Source organism: Streptomyces sp. Tue6028, from assembly GCF_002300165.1.
Taxonomy (GTDB): Bacteria; Actinomycetota; Actinomycetes; order Streptomycetales; family Streptomycetaceae; genus Streptomyces; species Streptomyces siamensis.
This window is the reverse complement of the sequence record NZ_MLCE01000004.1, coordinates 125437-146063: the sequence shown is the minus strand read 5'-3', so window position 1 is coordinate 146063 and position 20627 is coordinate 125437. Positions and strand designations below refer to the sequence as shown.

The window sequence follows — 20627 nt, the reverse complement described above, 5'->3', positions numbered from 1 at the left end:
GAGACATGGCGTGGGTATCTCGCGAAGAAGGTTACTGACGACGACCGGAGTGGGTGTGGTGGCGGCGGCCATCGACGCCGGCGGCTTCTGTGCCGCCGCCGAAGCCGCCACCTCGGTACGCGGCGGCAAGACGGCGGCGGCCTCCGCATCGGACGCGCGGATGGTCACCACGTGGGACCAGACGGTGCAGCGTGCGAGTTACGCACAAGGCGCGGGATATCAGCGGCTGGTCGCCGGGCCGGGGGAGCCGCACGCCATCCGCACCGACCTCTGGTCCCGTTTCGGCCCCCCGACGATGGCATTGGCCGCGTTCGCGCAGATGACCGACCTGCACATCGTGGACGACCAGTCGCCGGCCCGCCTGGAGTTCATGGACCGCTACGCCGACGCCGGCGCCCCGCACTACGCCTCGTATCCCACCGACTCGGCCTACCGGGGCCACGAGTTCCTGTCGACGCAGGTCGTCGACGCGATGTGTCAAGCCGTCGCCGGCGTCGGCAAGGGCCCGCGGAGCAACAAGCCGCTGCAGTTCACCATTGTCACCGGCGACGCGATCGACAACTGCCAGCACAACGAGAACCGCTGGTACATCGACTTGCTCGACGGTGGCCAGACCATCGTGCCGGACTCCGGCAACATCGGCCTGGACCAGAGTTTCTCCAGCGGTGCCCTGACCAACGGCGGCACCGGGGACAACCACTACTACTACCCGTCCGTACCTCCGCAGCAGGTGCCGGGCAACCAGTACACCGGCACCTCCGGCCTCGGATTCCCCTACGTCCCGGGACTGCTGGACGCGAGCGGCGTGGTCGGAGCGGCCCGCCGGCCGTTCGTCTCCCACGGCCTCGGCATGCCCTGGTACGCGGCGTACGGCAACCACGACGGCCTGTGGCAGGGCAACGAGCCCATCGACAACAACCTCGTCGACGTGCAGGGTATGACGGTCGGCTCGTCCAAGACCTCCGGCACCTCCGCGGACCTGCCGGACGACTACAGCGACCTCGGTACCTTCGGCAAGCTGATGGTCGCCTGGGAGCTGGAGGGGACCCGGGTCGTCGCAGACCCCAACCGGCGGCTGCTGTCGCGCAAGGCCTTCATCCAGGACCACTTCAACACCGCAGGCCTGCCGGTCGGTCACGGATTCCAGGGCGTCGGGATCGACAAGGCCTACTACGCGATCCCGTCCGGCTCCGGCGACCTGATCCGCTACATCACCCTGGACTCCACCAACACCAACACCGACGGCTTCGGCTCCGGCGCCGCGGGCGGCTCGATCGACACCGACCAGCTCAACTGGCTGGAACAGCAGCTCAGGGCCAACAGCTCACGGTACATCGACACCCACAACCGCATCGTCACGCGGAGCGGTGTGCAGGACAAGATGTACGTCCTCTTCTGCCACCACACGCTGGGCACCATGGACAACCTCGACGACGGCATCTTCGGCGGCATCTTCGGGGACCGGCACACCGGCGACGAACTCAAGGCGCTGCTGCTGCGCTACCCGAACGTCATCGCCATGGTCAACGGACACACTCACGCCAACAAGATCGTCCCCCATCCGACGCCGGCCTCCAGCCCGATCTCCGGTGGCTTCTGGGAGATCTCCACGGCCTCGCACATCGACTGGCCGATCCAGAGCCGCATCATCGAGATCATGGTGAGCCCCGACGCACAGAACGCAGGGGAGTTCGGCTCGGCCGCCGGGCCCGCCACCCTCTCGATCTTCACGACCATGGTGGACCCCGCCGTACCCCTCTCCTTCGGGGGCGACACCAGCACGCCCGCACAACTGGCGTCCCTGGCCAGGGAACTGGCCACCAACGACCCGCAGGAGGTGAGCCGCGGCATCACCAGACGCATGGGCGTCAACCAGGACCGCAACACGCAACTGCTCCTGCCGGCCCCCTTCCCGCTGCACGCCCCGCACCCGCTCGGCTCCCCGATCGCCGCGGCCCGCAACGAGGACGGGTGCCTTGAGCTGTTCGGCACGGACGCGCAGGGCAATCTGTGGAACACCGGCCAGCAGACCGTCGGCGGCAACCTACGGCCCTGGACGAAGCTCGCGAGTGGGCCGGGGTGGCAGTCCGTCACCGCCAGCAGCCACCAGGACGGCCGGGTCGAGGTGTTCGCCATCGATCAGAACGGCTACGTGACCCGTCGCGCGCAGACCAGCGCGGGTAGCAGCACCTACACGGCGCCCCAGCAGTTCGATTCCGGCTTCACCTCGGCGACCGCGGTCCAGGACCAGTGGGGCGGCATGCAGGTCTATGCGACCCGCGGCGACAACACCATCCGCCACCGCTGGCAGGACTTCCTGAACGACGACACCGCTTCGAACGGCTGGTTCACCCCCTGGACCCAGCTCGGCGGCACCGCGATCCAACTCGCCGTCGAGACCGGCTCCGACGGGCGCGCGATGTTGGTCGCCATCAAGGAGGACGGCCTCCTCATCCAGCGCAGGATGAACGTCGCCAACGCGCAGACGGAGAGCGAATGGGGCGGCGTGCTGCCGCTCGACGGCATCCTCGACTCCATCGACATGGCCCGCAACCTCGACGGACGCCTGGCGATCTTCGGCACCAATCCCGACGGGCAGCTCTTCCGCCGCTTCGAGACCGTCCCGGCCGGCGGCACGTGGCAGTCCTGGGTCCAGATGTCGACGCAGCTCAGTTCCACCACGCTGCGGATGCGCCACGTCTCCGCCGAGCGGAACGGGGCCGGCAAGATCGAACTGTTCGCCGTCGACGACACGGGCACGCTGTACCACTGCACGCAGACCGACCCCAGCGGCACCATCTGGTCGGCCTGGGAGTCCTACCAGTTCCAACTGCGCGCCACGCATACCTCCGCCGGTCTGTGACAGGCCCGGCGACACCTGATCCGTCCCGGCACCCGCGCGGGCTTCCGCCACCCCCCCGCATCCGTCCGTCATCGACCCCTCGGGACTCCACCGCGGTCAACGGGGGTGCAGGACGGGCGAACGACTCCTCGCAGCATGTCACGCCCCCACACCGAAGGAATCGACATGGCAATCTCCCGTCGCAGGATCCTGACAGCTGCCGGAGTGGCTGTGGTGGCCGCGGCCATCGATGTCGGAAGTCTGCGCGCCGCCGCCAGTGCAGCATCGCCGCCCCTCGGCACCGGTGCCGCATTCGGGCGCACCACTCTGGACCAGACGGTGCAGATCGGCCCCGACCTGGGCATGGGATACCACGGTGTGGCCGCCGGCCCCGGCGAACCGCACATCACCCGCAACGACTTCACCCTCGCCACCTCGCCACAGATCACCCGATCGCTGATCGCCTTCGCCCAGATGTCCGACCTGCACATCGTCGACGACCAGTCCCCGCTGCGCGTCGAGTGCCTCGACCGGCTCGCGGACTACGGACCTCCGCACTACAACTCGTACCCGACCGAATCGGCGTACCGCGCGCACGAATTCCTTTCGACACAGACGACCGACGCGATGTGCCGAGCCGTCCGGCAGGTCCTCCGGAGCCCGCGGACGAGCCAACCGCTGGCCTTCACCGTCGTCACGGGCGACGCGGTCGACAACTGCCAGTACAACGAGTCGCGGTGGTACATCGACCTGCTCGACGGCAACACGGTGCGCCCGGACTCCGGGGACCTCACCAAGGACGAGAGCGTGGCAAGCGGCCAGTTCGGGACGGAAACCCACTACTGGCATCCGGAAGCACGGCAGACTCCACCCGACAACAACACCCTCCACGGCTTTCCGGTCGTGAGCGGGCTGCTGAAGGGCGCCCGAAGACCGTTCACGGCGACCGGGCTGGGCATGCCCTGGTACGCGGCCTACGGCAACCACGACGCGCTCGTCCAGGGCAACGTCCCGATCGACATCCTCCCCTTCGACCCGCTCAAGAGCATCGCCACCGGCTCCACCAAGCTGACAGAGGTCGAGGGAGTCCCGGACGTCTTCGACAACACGGCGGCGTACTACGTGGAGCTGCTGAAGGACATACTGACGGGTGCTTTCACCCTCCAGACCGCCCACGTGACGGGGGACCCGTCCCGGCGGCTGCTCGCGCGCAGCGAATTCATCGGCGAGCACTTCAACACCACCGGAACCCCTCGCGGGCACGGCTTCACGTCCGGCGGCGACCAGGCCTACTATGCGATTCCCTCGGGACCGAACGACATATTCCAGTTTCTGGTGCTGGACACGACCAACATCAGCGGGGGTGCCGACGGCGCCATCGACCAGGACCAGTGGAACTGGCTGAACGCCCAGCTCAAGGCCAACAGTTCACGCTACGAACTCGACGACTCCGACGGCACCCGGGCCCGCACGGTCGTCAACCAGCCCGGCGTGACCGACAAACTCATCGTCATCTGCTGCCACCACACGCTCGACTCGATGGACAACACGGACAGCGAGTCCCCGTACGGCGGTACGGAACTGCGCAACCTTCTGCTGCGCTTCCCGAACGTGATCCTGATGGTCGACGGCCACACGCACACCAACAACATCTGGGCCCACAAGACTTCTTGGCCGTCCGTCATCGGCAACGGCTTCTGGGAGGTGAACACCGCCTCGCACATCGACTGGCCCATCCAGAGCCGGATCCTCGAGATCGCCGAAGGCGGCGGCATCCTGTCGATCTTCACGACCATGGTCGACTCCGACGCACCGCTGTCGTGCAACGGGGACACCAGCACCCCCGTCGCACTCGCCTCGTTGGGACGTGAGCTGGCGGCCAACGACCTTCAGGCGGTGGCGGCCGGCATCGGCAAGCGCCGTGGAACAGCCGACGCCCGCAACACACAACTGCTCCTTCCCGTTCCCTTCTCGCTGCCCGCCGGACGCGGCACGCCGCTGCCGAGCGCCGGCTGGCCGGTGGTTCAGCAGGGGGCGAGCGGTGAGCGGGTCAGGACCGCGCAGTACCTGCTCAACGCCCAGGGGGGCACGCTGAGCGTGGACGGCTCGTTCGGCCCGTCCACCAGTAGCGCGGTGCGGTCCTTCCAGTCCAGCCGCGGTCTGTCCGCCGACGGGATCGTCGGACCCGCGACCTGGCGGGCCCTCGCCGTTGTGGTGCAGCAGGGCAGCAGCGGGTTCGCGGTGACGGCGTTGCAGCGCCAGCTCAACGCCCACGGGACCGCGCTGAGCGTGGACGGCTCGTTCGGTTCGGCCACCGGCAGCGCGGTGCGGTCCTTCCAGTCCGCGCACAGCCTGTCGGCCGACGGAGTCGTCGCGTCCACGACCTGGCAGATGCTGACCGCCCTGTGAGGGGGCCGTCCACGGGACCGCCGACCCGCCGATGCCGACCCGCTGGTGCCGTGGCGTGCGAACGCGGCACCGCGCGGGCGTCTGACCGGGAGCGGTGCGGTACCGCCGGCGGGTCCAACGGGTTCGTCACCCGCGACAGGGCCGGCCGGCGGCCCGCACGACCGGGCCGAGCCGGCCCGTCCGCATGCGCACGGGACGGTGCCGGTGGTACGCCACGTGGGCCGGTAGGAGCACCGTAGCCCGGTCCGCCGCACCTGAAGCGCCCTGCTCGACTTCGCAGGCCCTGCCGGCGCCGCGGCGGGGTGCCGGGCGGGCGGCCCTTCGATCCGGGCGGAAGCGCGGCCTGACACGCGTCAGGCGGGCCAGTACGAGCACCGCACCCCGGTGTGCACCGCGTGCCGCAGGTGTTCACCGATCACCGGATCGGCTGCCGCGATCCGGTCCAGCGCCCGGCGGATGGCCTTGCTCACCGCGACCCGGGAGCGTTCCTCGCCCTCGGGGAAGCGGCGGGCGCGTCCGCTCAGGCCGGTGGCACCCGCCAGCTGGCTCATCAGCCAGTCGTGTTCGACCTGGGCCACGGCGGCGCGCTCATGGTCGTCGGCCGCCTGGAACTCGTCCAGTTCGGTGCGCAGCCGGGCCAGACGATTGCGGTACTCCTGCGCCGCCACCCGGTCCAGTACCGGCTGCCCGGACAGGGCCGTGTGCTCGGCGGCCTCGTTGAGCGCGGTCAGCCCCGCCACGAGGTCGACGGACCGGATCTCCTGGCGCGGGTTGGCGATCAGTACCACCAGATGCAGCATCCCCACGCTGTGCTCCACCAGGACGCTGCGCCCGCCGAACTCGATCCGCCACTTACGGCCCAGCCGGGTACAGAACGCCGCGGGCTGGCCCTGCCCGTCCTCGCCATGCGGATCCGCGCCGCCATGTCCGTCCTTCTGCGGCGGCGCCGCCGCGGCCTCCTCGGCGGCCGCGGCCATCTCGCGCCGGACGGCGTCGGCCTCCGCCTGCCGGCCTGCCCGTACGAGCGCCACCGCGAGACGGTCCCAGGAGGCCGTGACCGCGGGCCAGTGCGCGAGGGCGAGGTTTTGCTGTACCGCGTCCCGCAGATGGGTCACGGCCCGGTCGACGTCTCCCATGGTCAATGCGGCGACCCCCAGCGCGTGGTGGGCCGAGCCGAAGCAGGCGACGGCAAGACTGCCCACTATCGGCAGGTGACCGTACGGACTCAGCAGCTCGTAGACCCGCGCCGCCGTGGCGGTGTCGTCAAGGAGATAGGCGGCCTCCGCGACACCGTGCATCGTCACCATCCAACTGCTCGACCGAGGCAGGTCACCGAGGTCGCGGCCGCACAGCGTGGCCAGCGCGCTGACGGCTTTTCGCCGGTCCCCGGCCGTCACCGTGGCCACCGCCAGCGCGGCCAGGGCGTGATCGTCCACAGCGCTCAGCGTCGGGGAGTTGACCATTTCGCTGAGCAGCGGCACGAGCTCGACCACCCGGCCCTGGTACCAGCGGATGGTCACCAGCTGTGCGGCCTGCCACACCGTGGCGTTGACGTCACCGGCGGCGATCCCGCGCTCAGTACAGGCCCTGGCCAGCGCCTCTGCCTCGTCGAGGCGGCCGGCGCGGACGGCGAGCATGACCTCCATCGCGCTCACGACGAAGCCCACCGCGAGATGGTCCTGCTCGGCCAGCAGGCCGCGCAGCTCCGCCAGGCAGCGTTCCGCGTGCGGGTCGCCGTCCAGGAACATGTCGACCGTCTGCCACAGCAGGCCCATCAGCAGATCGCTGCGGCGGGAGGTACGGAAGCTCTCCGCGACCAGTTCGGCGGCCAGTTCCCGGCGCAGTGCGCCGTGCTCCGGGCCGATCAGGCAGTGATGGGCCAGGCTCAAGGCCTCCGCACGCGCCATCGGATTCTGTCGTGCCCTCGCCTGCTTGAGCAGCGCCAGTATCGCCGTGTTGTCGCTGTTGCGGTAGTCGCCCTCCCCGGCCAGCCGGATCCGCAGCCGCAGCGCCAACGAGGACTCGGGGTCCAGCAGCTCCAGCGCCCGTCGTAACTGCGATTCCAGGAGTACCGAGCCGGCGACCGTGCGGTGCTCGTGCACCCACAGGCCACCGAAGCCGAGGGCGGCCGCCGCCATTAACCGTTCCTCGCCCACCGACTCGGCGATCCGGTAGGCGCGTTCGAAGCGGTCCCGGCCGGTGCGCAGATCGCCGTCGTCGACGACGGCACGGGTGCCCTCGTCGAGCAGGGTCTGAAGTTCACCGGGCCGCCGGGCGTCCGACCCGGACGCGTCCCGAACGGGCGCATCGGCATTGTTCACGGCTGATTTCTCTCCTGGGTGCACTCGACAACGCCAGGTGAAGCCGGCCGGACCGCCGTGTGGGTCGTGATCGGTGGCCTTGCCACAGGCGGGGGACGACGAGTGAGCCTAGCGCAGAGGCCGCAGCGGGGGAACAGGCCCAAGTTGTAGGGCAGGTGGACAGCGCATGAGGCCCGGAGTCCGGGACCCGCGGCGGACGACGGGGGAACGGGAGGGCACGGGAGGGCACGGAGTGGAACGCTCACCTCGCAGTGACACATTCAATCGTCCACTCTTTCGAAGGGGGCTCAGTCGTGGGCTTTTTCGGGCATCGACGCTCGGCCCTGAGCGGCGCCGTGGCGTTCGCCTTCGGGTTGCTGCTCAGTGGAGGTCCGGCGGTGTCCGCCGCCCCCGCCGCGGGGCCGGTCTTCTCCATCACCTCCAACAGCCAGCAGGACCTGTTCGTGCAGGCGATCGACACCCCGGACGCGGTGGTGCGGATCGCCGGGAACGTGGATCTGGACCTGACCGGACGGGAGTATCTGCCGGTCGCCCCGGGCGTCCAGATCCTGGGTGACCGGACGCAGCGCCCGCAGGGCCCGCGGCTGTTCACGACGTCGTTCCCGCACATCCTCTTCAGGGTCGGGAACGACGGGGACGGTACGCACAGCGACAACGTGCGGTTCAGCGGAATCCGGTTGCAGGGCGCGGAGAGTGACGACCCCTATTCGGCGGTCGACACCAGCGACTCCGACGGAATTCGGGTGGACTCGAGCTTGAACGTGGAGATCGACCACAGCGAGATCGATCACTGGCGCGGCTCGGCGGTGAACATCCAGGACGGCCAGAGCCGGATCGGCCTGTGGAACGCCCAGACCGTGTGGGTGCACGACAACTACATCCACCACAACCAGCACCCCACCGGCATCATCTGCTGCGGTCACGGCGCGGGCTACGGCGTGGTGATGGGCCACGGCGCCTATGCGCTGGTCGAGCGGAACGTGTTCGACTACAACCGGCACGCGATCACCGGCGACGGTTCGGCCGGAGACGGCTATCTGGCGTACCGCAACCTGATCTGGGGCGGCGGCGGAGACAACTCCCATGTCTGGCACACCCATGAGATCGACATGCACGGCAACGACTCGTCCTGCAGCTACGAGTGCGGCTCCGCGGGCGAGTACATGGACGTGGAGTACAACACGGTCTGGTACACCAACGGCACGGGTGTCAAATTGCGAGGGACGCCCAGTGTCGGCATGACCGTGTCGCACAACGTTTTCCGGCATTCGAGCCTGTGGGTGGGTTCGATCCTGCCCATCCACGCCGCACTGGACCAGACCGAGACCGGGCTGCACCAGTCCGCCAACACCCTCGACTCCTACACCGGCGGCCAGCGCAAGTACTGCGACTTCGACGGCGACGGCGTCAACGACGCCTTCATCGCCACCGGCATCACCTGGTGGTACCAGTCCAGTTCGCTCGGCGGGCGCTGGAGCTACCTCAACCAGTCGACCACGCGGCTCGCCGACGTGACGCTCGGCGACGTCGACGGTGATGGTCTGTGCGATGTCAGCTACCCCGGCGGGGTGTTCGTCAACCCGGGCCAGGACGCCTCCTCGACCACGGCGGTCAGCAACGGCCCGTGATTTCCTCGCAGGGCGACGGCCGCCTCTCCCAGGACATCGCCGTGGCCGGGGACTTCCCCTGGGCCGGCCGCCACCAATGTCGTTGTTCTTTGGGCTGTGGGCTTGACGCCCAGCAGGCCCTGCGGTGCCTCGTCGAAGGCGGCGGGCGGGACCGTGCGCGGAGGACGCCGCTCGGCCCGTGGCTGGCCCGGGACGGATTCACTTGGAGCCCGTGCAGTGGCGTTGGGCGCTGTGTTGATCGTGGAGCGTAGCTCCGGCGTCGGATGGCCTGGAGGGCAACGAAGCCTCCAGGCCATCCGACTTCGGGCTCTAGAAGAAGCCCAGCTTCTTCGGGGAGTAGGACACCAGCAGGTTCTTCGTCTGCTGGTAGTGCTCCAGCATCATCTTGTGCGTCTCGCGGCCGATGCCGGACTGCTTGTAGCCGCCGAACGCGGCGTGCGCCGGGTAGGCGTGGTAGCAGTTGGTCCAGACGCGGCCCGCCTGGATCGAGCGGCCCGCGCGGTACGCGGTGTTGATGTCCCGCGTCCAGACACCGGCGCCCAGCCCGTAGAGCGTGTCGTTCGCGATCTTGATGGCGTCGTCGAAGTCGTCGAACGACGTGACCGAGACGACCGGCCCGAAGATCTCCTCCTGGAAGATCCGCATCCGGTTGTCGCCCTCGAAGATCGTCGGCTGGACGTAGTACCCGCCCTTCAACTCGCCGTCGTGCTCGATCCGTTCGCCACCGGTGAGGATCTTGGCACCCTCCTGCCGGCCGATGTCCAGGTAGGAGAGAATCTTCTCCAGCTGGTCGTTGGATGCCTGGGCGCCGATCATCGTGTCGGTGTCCAGCGGGTGGCCCGGCTTGATGAGCTCGGTGCGGGCGACGGCCGCCGCCATGAAGTCGCCGTACTGACCGCGCTGGACGAGCGCCCGCGACGGGCAGGTGCAGACCTCGCCCTGGTTGAGCGCGAACATGGTGAAGCCTTCGAGCGCCTTGTCCCGGAAGTCGTCGTCGGCGGCCCACACGTCGTCGAAGAAGATGTTCGGCGACTTGCCGCCCAGCTCCAGCGTGACCGGCTTGATGTTCTCCGAGGCGTACTGCATGATCAGCCGCCCCGTCGTGGTCTCACCGGTGAAGGCGACCTTCGCCACCCGGGGGCTGGACGCGAGCGGCTTGCCCGCCTCCACCCCGAAGCCGTTGACGATGTTCACCACGCCCGGGGGCAGCAGATCCGCGATCAGGCTCATCCAGTAGTGGATGGACGCCGGGGTCTGCTCCGCGGGCTTGATGACGACCGCGTTGCCCGCCGCCAGCGCGGGGGCGAGCTTCCAGACCGCCATCAGGATGGGGAAGTTCCACGGGATGATCTGCGCGACCACACCGAGCGGCTCGTGGAAGTGGTACGCCACGGTGTCGTCGTCCACCTCACCGAGCGAGCCCTCCTGGGCGCGGATCGCCCCGGCGAAGTAGCGGAAGTGGTCGATCGCGAGCGGGATGTCGGCCGCCAGGGTCTCCCGTACCGGCTTGCCGTTCTCCCAGCTCTCGGCGACCGCCAGCTTCTCCAGGTTCGCCTCCATCCGGTCCGCGATCTTGAGCAGGATGTCGGCGCGCGCTGTCACGGAGGTGCGTCCCCACGCGGGAGCCGCGGCGTGTGCCGCGTCCAGCGCGCGCTCCACGTCCTCCGCGGTGCCCCGCGCGACCTCGGTGAACGGCTGCCCGTTCACCGGACTCGGGTTCTCGAAGTACTGCCCGCGAGCCGGCGGCACGTACTCCCCGCCGATGAAGTGGTCGTAACGCGCCTGGTAGGAGACGATCGCGCCCTCGGTGCCGGGCGCCGCGTAACGGGTCATGCTGGTCTGCCTCCCGGAGAAGCGCTGCCCGCCGTTGGGCAGCTCTCGCCGCGAGGCTAGGAGTGCGGACGTTGCGAGGACGTTGCACCGCCCGGCGCCCGGCCCCGAGGCCATGCCGCCGTCAGCTCACGCTCCAGCGCGTCCAGCCGGGACCGGACGGCCGCCGTCGGGCGTACCGAAGCCAGCGCGCGCCACACGTCCAGGTCGTCCTCGCCCCAGGGCGCGCGCGCCCAGTCCGCCAGCAGATCGGGATCGCGGCGGGCGACGAGCGCCGTACGCAGACCGTCCGCGAGCCTGCGCCGCAGCCGGACCACCGCGGGCGCCCCCGAACTCGGCAGCAGCGGACCCGCGTACGCCGCCATGGCCGCCGTCACCGATCCGGTCCCGAGCCGCCGCTCCACGACCGCGACATCGGACTCGACCGGCACGGTGAGCCGATAGGGGCGCGACTCCAGCAGACCCGGTCCCAGCAGTCGGCGCAGCCTGGCCAGTTCGGCGCGCAGCGTCACCGGCGTCACCGACTCGTCCTCGTACAGCGCGCACAGCAACTCGTCACCCGTCAGACCCTCCGGATGCCGGGCCAGCAGCACCAGGATCTCGCTGTGCCGGCGACTGAGCCTGATCTTGCGGCCCCCCGCCAGCAGCTGGGCCTCGTCACGGCCCAGCGCGGTCAGCTCCAGGCCGTCGTTCCTGGTCTCGGGCGGTGCGAGCAACGCCAGGTGGGATTCGGCCGCCCGCGCCACCGCCTGCACGAAACCGAGACTGTGCGGATGCGCGAGCCCGTCCCCGCCGGTGATGTCCACCGCGCCGAGCACCCGCCCGGTGCGCGGGTCGTGCACCGGCGCCGCCGCACACGTCCACGGCTGGACGCGCCGGCTGAAGTGCTCGGCCGCGAACACCTGCACCGGCCGGTCGACGGCGACCGACGTGCCGGGCGCGTTCGTCCCCACGGCGGTCTCCGACCAGCGCGCTCCCGGTACGAAGTTCATCCGGTCCGCCTGCCGCCGCGTCACCGGATGGCCCTCCACCCACAGCAGCCGGCCCTGCGCGTCGCACACCGCGAGCAGATGCTCCCCGTCCGCCGCGAACGTCCCCATCAGTTCCCGGAACAGCGGCATCACCCTGGCCAGCGGATGCTCCGCCCGGTAGGAGCCGAGGTCCCCGTCGGTGAGCTCGACGCTCGCCGTACCGTCGGGGGCCACCCCGGCCCGCGCCGAACGCCGCCACGAGTCGGCCACGACGGACCGCACCGGCCGTGTCACCGTGCCCGCCTCGGTGAACGACTGATGCGCACGACGCAGGACCCGCATGCGCTGGACGGGGTCGGCTCCTGGCTCCAGGGCCACCCAGGGATCGGTCAACTCGGCCTCCCGGAAGGCGATGCGGCTGGGACCATCGTCACTCCCGGTGCGCGCCCGGACAAGCTGTGTGCCCGTCCTTGCACCGAATCCAACCGTGGGGGCGGCCACCGCACCGGCACGTCCGCGCTGCCGGACCGGCCCCCGGTGCCGGCACGTCCGTCCTGCCCGACGAGCCCGAGGTGCCCGCACGTCCGCGCTGCCGGCCGTGCCTGTGGTGCCCAACGTCCGTCCTGCCGGCCGAGTCCACCGCACCGGCACGTCCGCGCTGCCGGACCGGCCCCCGGTGCCCGCACGTCCGTCCTGCCCGACGAGCCCGAGGTGCCCGCACGTCCGCGCTGCCGGCCGTGCCTGTGGTGCCCAACGTCCGTCCTGCCGGCCGAACCCGCAGGGCCCGCACCACCGCGACGCCGGACCAGCCCGGAGCAGCTGTACATCCGCCGTGCCGGACCGGCCCGTGCCGGCTGACCTCCGCCTGCCGATCCTGTCGCGGTGTCGGCGTCGTCCTGCGGGCCTCGGCGTCCCTGAAGGCCCGGGAGCCAGGGTGTCAGGCGAAGTTGACCAGTCTTATGTAGCGCGTCCAGTCCCAGTTCGGTCCGGGGTCGGTGTGGTCGGTGCCCGGCACCTCGTAGTGCCCGATGATGTGGGCGCGGTCCTTCGGAATGCCGTACTTGGTGCAGATCGAGGCGGTGAGCTTGGCGGACTCCTCGTAGAGGGCGTTGGTGAAGTAGGCGGGTTGGTCCACCCAGCCCTCGTGCTCGATACCGATGCTGCGGGTGTTGTAGTCCCAGTTGCCCGCGTGCCAGGCGACGTCTCGCTCCCTGACGCACTGCGCGACATGTCCGTCGGCCGATCGCACCACGTAGTGGGCCGACACCTGCTTCTGCGGGTTCGCGAAGATGGACAGCGTGTCGCTGTACTTCTCCTGGGTGACATGGATGATCACGTAGTTGAGCCGATAGGTCGTCGGCCGGTTGGACGCCGTGTAGTTGGACTTGCTCGCCGCGGTCCACTCGGCGCTCGGATAGTCGACGGCCGTCTGTGCCGTGGCGCGTGTACCGGGGGCTAACGCGTAGGGGAGGGCGGCCAGGGCCGCGCCCTTGAGCAGCCGCCGGCGGCTCGGGAACGATCTCGCTCGCTCCATGGTGTGTACGCCTTTCACGTGTGGGGGGTACCTGTGGCGGATGGTCTCGATCGTGGTGGGCGTCCAGCCGGCGCTCGCGTGTCTCACCGCCGGAGGGTGGCGGCCTTCTCGCGGAGTTGCCGGTGCAGTCCGCGGTGAGTCTCTCGCGTCGGCAGCCACTCCTTGCGGAGCTTGGCCACGCACGTGTAGTTGGTGTCGCAGACATTGGCGAGCGGCGATTCGACGGCCTGGGTCGCGAACTGGTAGGCGTCCAGCTCGCTGAAGCCGTAGTCACGCACCAGCCACTGCACCAGGTCGAGCTGCGATATCCGGAACGCGTCCTCCAGAGGGCGCGCCGAACCGGTCGAGACGATGTGCGTGTCCGACTCGATGCGCGGCCACGGCGTGGCGACCTGCTTGAGGAGTTCGACGATCACCATCGTGTTCATCGCGCACTCGACGGCCACCCCGCAGGTCTCGCCCTCGCCCTGCCTGGCGTGCCCGTCGCCGAGACTCAGCAGGGCGCCCTCGACATTCACACCGAGATAACAGGTCACGCCCGCCCGCATCTCCGGTGTGTCCATGTTCCCGCCGTGAGCGTCGGGCACCAGCGCCGAACGCACCTCCAGGTTCGCCGGCGCCACCCCGACGGTGCCGTGCATCGGATCCATCGGGAGCTCGACCTCGATGTCGCTGTCACGCGCACTGAACAGGGCGGTGCGGCGCTCCCGGTCGAGCTGCCAGATCCACACGGTCTCCGGCAGCGGCGGCTGCAAGGTGGCCGTGGTGTGCGTGGAAGTGAGCGCCCCGAAGAGGGGAACCGTCGTCGATGCCGCCCAGTCACGAGCCGGCTCGATGGACACGAAATGCACCGCGACCGTGTCACCGGGCTCCGCACCCACCACGTGGAAGGGGCCGGTCTGCGGATTGAGATAGGGGAACTCGCAGACCTCGGACACCAGGTCCTTCTCGGACCGCACCCGTCCCGCGAAGCAGTCTTCCGTGTAGAGGTCGAGGACCGTGCCGGGCTCGATGCGTGCCACGGGCGGCGCACCGCCGAACGTCCACGCGTACTCGCCCGGGGCGGGCCGCACGGTCAGGATCCGGGGGTCGCTCATGACTGCACGGCTCCGCTCTGCCGGGGTTCGGCGGTGGGGGTCTCATCGAGGTGGACACGCGCGGTCTCGGCTATGCGCCCCGGATGACGGCGCAGCAGCACGATCAGCACAGCGACCCCGGCGAGCATCCAGACCCCGACCACCGGTCCGGCGTACGACACGGGAGCCGTCAGCTCGGAGACGAAGTCGAAGACCGGCAGCCCCGCCGCGGTCAGCAGCGCCGGAACGAACGCGGCGATCCCGAGCACGGGGAACAGGAGATGCCGCACCGGGCGGAACAACTCCCGCCTGCGCCGCAGGAAGTAGCCCGCGCAAGCCAGGTTCACCACGATGTACACGCCGATGACCACGGTGACGATCACCGTCGCGAGCAGGAGGAACGCCGTCACGGGGTCGTAGGCGAAACCGAGTCCCAGCATGGCCGCGAGTGCCACCGCACCCTGCACGACGACGCCGGCGACGGGGGAGCGGTGCCGGGGGTGCAGGCTCGCGAAGAGCGCGGGGAACACCCGGATCCGGGCCAGGGCGAAGGCCGTTCGCGTGGAGACGTTGGAACAGGCGTTGGCGTTGGCGATCGTAGAATTGACCACCGCAAGGAACACGAGCACCCAGAACAGGCCGAACGAGGCGCGTGCCACGCCCTCCCACGAGGCGGCCCCCGAGGCGCCGAACCCGGTGAAGCGGTCCGGGCCGAAGTAGACGGACATGGCGTAGGTCGTCACGACGTACACGAGGCCGATCGCGAGTGCCGCGCCGAGCACGGCCCGGTGCATCGTGCGGCGCGGGTCTTTTGTCTCCTCGGCGAGCGGGGCGGCCGCCTCGAACCCCGCGAAGGCGAGCACGGTGTACACCGATCCCGCGAACACGCCGCTGATGCCTTCATATCCGTCGGCCGTGTGGGACGTGCCGAACACCGACAGGGTGTTGTCGCCGCCGGCCTCGGCGATCAGCCATACCGCGAACACCAGGAAGACCAGTACCTCGAAGACGCCGAGGACGGTGCCGAAGCGTGCCGAGGCGCGCACTCCGAAGTAGCCCGCGACGGCGATGATCGCGGCTCCCGCGAGCGACCAGGGCCACCACAGGTCGTCCGGATACGACGACCACTCCTGGTGCAGTGTGCCCGCCGTGGTGAAGCCGAGCTGCAGGAGCAGCAGCGGCGGCACGAGTGCTTCGACGAACACGTAGCCCCAGCCCACGAGGAAGCCGACAGCCGGGTGCAGGCCCTGAGCCGCGTAGGTGGCCACGGAACCGGCCGAGGGCAGTTCCCTGGCCAGCTCGGCCACGCACGAGGCGGTGAACAGACATGCCACGAGCGCGATGAGCACGGACAGCGGCAGACTGCCGCCTGCGAAAGCCGCGCCCGACGGGATGGACGCGGCGACCGCTGCCGCCGGCGCCATGGCCGTGATGCTCTGGAACAGGACCTCGCGCAGCCCGATCGCCTCACGCCGCAGTCCTGGAACTGTCTCCCCCGACATGTGAACCCCCCCGATCCGCCCGGCGCGCAGCCACCCACCGGGCGGCTGCGCCTCGCGTGAATTACGGTACGGCGCTTGCCGGTTGGGCCGGAAGAGCGAGGCGTCAGTCCGTGGACAAGTCCGTGACTGTGGACAACTCGGCCACCCGAAAGGGGGAGTCCCACCTGTGCGCTGACGCCCGCGCACCGACGCCCGCGCACCGATGCCCGCGCACCGACGCCGGCGTGCAGACGGCTGCGTGCCGACGGCCGTGTACTGACGGGCGCGAAGCGCGTCCGGCTGAGCCTGTCCCGCGATGACCGGTGGATCGGGCCGGGCCTGCTTCGCGCGCCTTCGCAACCGCTGTCGTATCGGGCCGGGCGCGCTCCGCCACCACCGCGTGCCCGGGCTAGGCCCGCTCCGCCACCGCCGCCGGGTCGTCCAGCACACCTCGCACCACTGAATGCGCGGCGCCCAGCAAGGGTCCCTCGGGCCCCAGCCGGGAAACCGACACGGCGCAGGCGGGACCCGCGGTGCGGCGGGCCAGCTCCTCCTCCAGCGACGGCAGCAGCCAGGGTGCGAGACCGGACAGCGCACCTCCCAGCACGACCGTCTCGGGGTCCAGCAGATTGACCGCCCCCGTCAGCGCGATGCCGAGCGCGGTGCCCGCATCACGCAGGGCACGCCGTACGTGCGGGTCGCCCTGCGCGGCGCGCTCGGACAGCAGTCCCACCCGGTCTTCGCCCGGCTCCAGACCGGCGGCACGCAGGACGGCCTCCTCTCCCGCGTACTGTTCGAGGCAGCCGTGTCCACCGCACGGGCACTCCGGCCCGTCGGGATGCACCGGCACGTGCCCCAACTCGCCGGCGAAGCCACGGGTTCCGCGCAGCAGGTGCCCGTCGACGAGGACCGCGGCACCGATACCGATCTCCGCGGACACGTGCAGGAAGTCGCGCGGGGTCGCGTCGCCGAGCCACAGTTCGGCGAGGCCGCCGAAGTTGGCTTCGTTGTCCACGGTGAGCGGCAGATCCGCGGGAAGCAGCGCGCTCAGGTCCGTGTCCTGCCAGTGGAGGTTCGGGGCACGGACCACGGTCCGGGCGTCGCGCGCCACCAGACCGGGCACGGCCACCGCGAGGCCCGCGGGCCACAGCCCCTCGCGCTCCGCCTCGGCGACGACCTGCCGCACCATGGCCGACAGCTCCTCGACGACGGGTTCCGGCGACCGGCCGCGGTTCGTGCCGTGGCGCACCGCCCGGGCCCGTATGTCGCCGCGCAGGTCGACGGCGCACACCGCGAGGTGGTCGACGCCGACCTCGGCACCGATCCCGGCGGGACCGCGCCCGCTGACGGCCAGCGCCGAGCCCGGCCGCCCCACCCGGCCGGGCCGTTCGGGGCCCAGTTCTTCGAGGAGCCCCGAGCGGATCAATTCGTCGACGAGCGTCGACACGGCCGCCCGTGTCAGGCCGATCCGCGAGGCGACGGCAGCCCGCGACAGCGGCCCCTCGGCACTGACGGTGTGCATGACCCTGGACAGGTTGCGGCGGCGCATGCCCTGCTGAGTGTCGGGCAGTCGGCGGCCGGATCCGGTCGGGTGGGTCTCGTGCAGCGGTGCGGTCATGCCTCCGTCAATCCTCGTTCCTGTCGTCCTCGCGGGACCACGCTCCTGCCACCGCCCGCACGGGCCGGCCTGACTACGGCCGCTCCAGCAGGGGAGCCGCGTCGGAGAGTACCCCGGCGATCCTGGCGAGCGTCTCGTCGTCCCGCTCCACGGCGTCGAGCACCGGCCCCTCAGCGGTGTTCCAGCGTCGGGCGACGGCGGCCGGGTCCTCGCCGGTGAGCAGGCCCGCGGCCTGGGCGGCCGCCCCGAGCGCCACGAGTTCCTTGGCCTCGGGCACCTGCACCGGCCGCCCCGACAGCCGCCGCACGGTCTGCTGCCAGGCGGTACCCCGGGCACCGCCGCCGATCAGCAGCAGGGGCGCGGTGCGGTCGGCGTCCGCGTCGAGGACGAGATCGAGGGCGCCGAGCAGCGAGTGCACGGCACCGTCGTACGCCGCTTGGAGAAGCTGCCCGCCGGTCGTGTCGTGACGCAGCCCGGTCAGCAGTCCGGCCGAGTGCGGCAGGTTCGGGGTGCGCTCACCGTCCAGGTAGGGCAGCAGCGTCACTCCGGATCCGGGTTCCACGGCCTCCCGGTCGAGGCCCAGGAGCGCGGCGATACGGTCGACGGCCAGGGTGCAGTTCAGGGTGCAGGCCAGCGGAAGCCAGTCGCCGCGCGCGTCGGCGAAGCCCGCCACCGTGCCGGTCGGATCGGCGGGGCGCCGCGTCGACACGGCGTACACCGTGCCGGACGTCCCGAGGCTCAGTACCGCGGTGCCGGGGCGCAGGCCGAGGCCGAGCGCGGCGGCCGCGTTGTCGCCGGTGCCCGCCGCGACCAGGGTGCCCCTGGAGAACGGCAGGCCACCCTGCGCGTGCACCGTTCCGGCCACCTCGCCGGGACGGACCACGCGGGGGAGCAACGCCGGGTCGAGCCCGACGTGGGCGAGGACCTCGTCGTCGTAGGCCTCCGTCCCGGACGCCCACCAGCCCGTGCCCGAGGCGTCCCCGCGGTCGGTGGTGCCCTGTCCGGTCAGTCGTTCGGTGAGGTAGTCGTGGGGCAGCCGGACGGCCGCCGTCGCCCGGACGGCGTCCGGCTCGTTCTCGGCGAGCCAGGCCCATTTCGTCACGGTGAAGGACGGTCCGGGGACGCTGCCGGTGCGTTCCGCCCAGGCCTTCGGGCCGCCCAGTTCCTCGACCAGTCGGCGGGCCTGCGGCGCGGACCGCACGTCGTTCCACAGCAGGGCGGGACGCACGGGCTCGCCCTGGGCGTCGAGGGTGACCAGGCCGTGCTGCTGGCCGCCGATCGAGACCGCGGCGGCCTCGTGGGCGGCGTCGCCACACTGGTGCAGCGCTTCGCAGAGCGCGTCCCACCACTGCCGGGGGTCGCTCTCGCGGCCCGCACCCGTGGAGACGGTGTGCGGTGCCTGCCCACTGGCAACCACCTGTCCGGTGGATGCGTCGACGACCAGGGCCTTGGTGGACTGGGTGGACGTGTCCACTCCGACGACGAGCGGACCCTCGGCTGCTGACATCGGGCTCTCCCTCTTCCGCGGCTCCGCGGGATCTGTCCTGGTTGTGGGGCTGTCCGGACCGGCTCGGCCCGGGTTTCGCACTTCGTCTCTTCCCAGAGATGCGTCCGCATACTAATTTGTTAACCGCCATGACGAAATAGTCGGAGCAAGCAAGGAGCCGCGACATGAACTACCAGCCCACCCCCGAGGACAGGTTCACCTTCGGCCTGTGGACCGTCGGCTGGCAGGGAAGGGACCCGTTCGGCGAAGCCACCCGGAGGGCCCTGGACCCGGTCGAGTCGGTGCAGCGTCTGGCCGAGCTCGGTGCCTACGGAGTGACGTTCCACGACGACGACCTGATCCCCTTCGGGTCCTCGGACAGCGAGCGCGAATCGCACATCAAGCGGTTCCGGCAGGCCCTGGACGCCACGGGGCTGAAGGTGCCGATGGCCACGACCAACCTGTTCACGCACCCCGTCTTCAAGGACGGCGCGTTCACCGCGAACGACCGCGACGTGCGCCGCTACGCCCTGCGCAAGACGATCCGGAACATCGACCTGGCGGTCGAACTCGGCGCCCAGACGTATGTCGCGTGGGGCGGCCGGGAGGGCGCCGAGTCCGGTGCCGCCAAGGACGTCCGGGTCGCGCTCGACCGCATGAAGGAGGCCTTCGATCTTCTCGGCGAGTACGTGACCTCCCAGGGCTACGACCTGAAGTTCGCCATCGAGCCGAAGCCGAACGAGCCGCGCGGCGACATCCTGCTGCCCACCGTGGGCCACGCCCTCGCCTTCATCGAGCGCCTGGAGCGCCCGGAGCTGTACGGCGTGAACCCCGAGGTGGGTCACGAGCAGATGGCCGGGCTGAACTTCCCGCACGGCATTGCGCAGGCTCTGTGGGCGGGGAAGCTCTTCCACATCGACCTCAACGGCCAGTCGGGCATCAAGTACGACCAGGACCTGCGCTTCGGGGCGGGCGACCTGCGTGCCGCGTTCTGGCTCGTCGACCTCCTGGAGAGCGCCGGTTACGCCGGGCCGAAGCACTTCGACTTCAAGCCGCCGCGCACCGAGGACTTCGACGGTGTCTGGGCGTCGGCCGCCGGCTGCATGCGCAACTACCTGATCCTTCGGGAGCGCTCCGCGGCCTTCCGTGCCGACCCCGAGGTCCAGGAGGCCCTGCGTGCCTCGCGTCTGGACGAGCTGGCGCAGCCCACGGCGGCCGACGGCCTGAAGGGGCTACTCGGTGACCGGACGGCCTTCGAGGACTTCGACGTGGACGCGGCGGCCGCGCGCGGCATGGCCTTCGAGCGTCTGGACCAGCTGGCGATGGACCACCTGCTGGTTGCGCGGGGCTGACCGGTCCCACGCGGCGTGGGCCCGCCCTCGGGCGGGCCTGCCCCAGAGCGGGATCTCGCGGCCGGGCCTCGTGCTCGGG

The 20627-nt window shown here is 70.5% G+C and carries 12 protein-coding genes; 4 read left to right on the top strand and 8 right to left on the bottom strand.

Annotated features, from left to right (window positions below; translation table 11 throughout):
• Positions 1–58: 58 nt before the first annotated feature.
• Both BKI49_RS03635 and BKI49_RS03630 read left to right on the top strand, forming a co-directional pair.
• Entirely contained in the window at positions 59–2863 is a 2805-nt protein-coding gene (locus BKI49_RS03635) for a TIGR03767 family metallophosphoesterase (protein ID WP_218835025.1), read from the top strand.
• Positions 2864–3028: 165 nt separating this feature from the next.
• The gene (locus BKI49_RS03630; RefSeq protein WP_179332325.1) at positions 3029–5251 is read left to right on the top strand and encodes a TIGR03767 family metallophosphoesterase; all 2223 of its coding nucleotides are present in this window, start codon (positions 3029–3031) and stop codon (positions 5249–5251) included.
• A 353-nt stretch (positions 5252–5604) separates the two neighbouring features.
• Here BKI49_RS03630 and BKI49_RS03625 read toward each other — a convergent pair whose 3' ends face one another.
• Positions 5605–7572, bottom strand: a complete 1968-nt coding sequence (locus BKI49_RS03625; protein WP_107469313.1) for a hypothetical protein — start codon at positions 7570–7572, stop codon at positions 5605–5607.
• A gap of 293 nt (positions 7573–7865) precedes the next feature.
• Here BKI49_RS03625 and BKI49_RS03620 point away from each other — a divergent pair, with 293 nt between their 5' ends.
• A complete protein-coding gene (locus BKI49_RS03620; protein ID WP_143658374.1) occupies positions 7866–9200 on the top strand; it encodes an FG-GAP repeat domain-containing protein in 1335 nt (444 codons plus the stop codon).
• A 309-nt stretch (positions 9201–9509) separates the two neighbouring features.
• Here BKI49_RS03620 and exaC read toward each other — a convergent pair whose 3' ends face one another.
• The 7 genes from exaC to xylB form a co-directional block, all read right to left on the bottom strand.
• Positions 9510–11033 (bottom strand): acetaldehyde dehydrogenase ExaC, encoded by a 1524-nt coding sequence (exaC, locus tag BKI49_RS03615; protein WP_095932712.1) that lies wholly within the window; start codon positions 11031–11033, stop codon positions 9510–9512.
• Between the two features lie 56 nt (positions 11034–11089).
• Positions 11090–12394 carry a helix-turn-helix domain-containing protein gene (locus BKI49_RS03610; RefSeq protein WP_179332324.1) on the bottom strand — a complete coding sequence of 435 codons (1305 nt, stop codon included), beginning with the start codon at positions 12392–12394 and terminating at the stop codon, positions 11090–11092.
• A gap of 544 nt (positions 12395–12938) precedes the next feature.
• Complete coding sequence (locus tag BKI49_RS03605) at positions 12939–13535, bottom strand: N-acetylmuramoyl-L-alanine amidase (RefSeq protein WP_095932711.1); 597 nt, start codon at positions 13533–13535, stop codon at positions 12939–12941.
• 83 nt (positions 13536–13618) lie between these two features.
• Positions 13619–14632: an acetamidase/formamidase family protein gene (locus tag BKI49_RS03600; RefSeq protein ID WP_095932710.1), complete on the bottom strand. Its 1014-nt coding sequence runs from the start codon at positions 14630–14632 to the stop codon at positions 13619–13621.
• Entirely contained in the window at positions 14629–16113 is a 1485-nt protein-coding gene (locus tag BKI49_RS03595; RefSeq protein ID WP_095932709.1) for an APC family permease, read from the bottom strand. The genes BKI49_RS03600 and BKI49_RS03595 overlap by 4 nt, the downstream gene beginning before the upstream one ends.
• Positions 16114–16501: 388 nt before the next feature.
• Positions 16502–17710 (bottom strand): ROK family transcriptional regulator, encoded by a 1209-nt coding sequence (locus BKI49_RS03590; RefSeq protein ID WP_095932708.1) that lies wholly within the window; start codon positions 17708–17710, stop codon positions 16502–16504.
• A gap of 73 nt (positions 17711–17783) precedes the next feature.
• The gene (xylB, locus tag BKI49_RS03585) at positions 17784–19217 is read right to left on the bottom strand and encodes a xylulokinase (protein ID WP_095932707.1); all 1434 of its coding nucleotides are present in this window, start codon (positions 19215–19217) and stop codon (positions 17784–17786) included.
• 164 nt (positions 19218–19381) lie between these two features.
• Between xylB and xylA the strand changes: the two genes are divergently transcribed.
• Complete coding sequence (gene xylA, locus BKI49_RS03580) at positions 19382–20548, top strand: xylose isomerase (RefSeq protein WP_095932706.1); 1167 nt, start codon at positions 19382–19384, stop codon at positions 20546–20548.
• Positions 20549–20627: the final 79 nt, after the last annotated feature.

Excerpts from the sequence above, each read along its gene's own strand:
- BKI49_RS03630 (WP_179332325.1), top strand. The coding sequence starts at position 3,029 with ATGGCAATCTCCCGTCGCAGGATCCTGACAGCTGCCGGAGTGGCTGTG.
- exaC (WP_095932712.1), bottom strand. The coding sequence starts at position 11,033 with ATGACCCGTTACGCGGCGCCCGGCACCGAGGGCGCGATCGTCTCCTAC.
- BKI49_RS03605 (WP_095932711.1), bottom strand. The coding sequence starts at position 13,535 with ATGGAGCGAGCGAGATCGTTCCCGAGCCGCCGGCGGCTGCTCAAGGGC.
- BKI49_RS03600 (WP_095932710.1), bottom strand. The coding sequence starts at position 14,632 with ATGAGCGACCCCCGGATCCTGACCGTGCGGCCCGCCCCGGGCGAGTAC.
- BKI49_RS03595 (WP_095932709.1), bottom strand. The coding sequence starts at position 16,113 with ATGTCGGGGGAGACAGTTCCAGGACTGCGGCGTGAGGCGATCGGGCTG.
- BKI49_RS03590 (WP_095932708.1), bottom strand. The coding sequence starts at position 17,710 with ATGACCGCACCGCTGCACGAGACCCACCCGACCGGATCCGGCCGCCGA.
- xylB (WP_095932707.1), bottom strand. The coding sequence starts at position 19,217 with ATGTCAGCAGCCGAGGGTCCGCTCGTCGTCGGAGTGGACACGTCCACC.
- xylA (WP_095932706.1), top strand. The coding sequence starts at position 19,382 with ATGAACTACCAGCCCACCCCCGAGGACAGGTTCACCTTCGGCCTGTGG.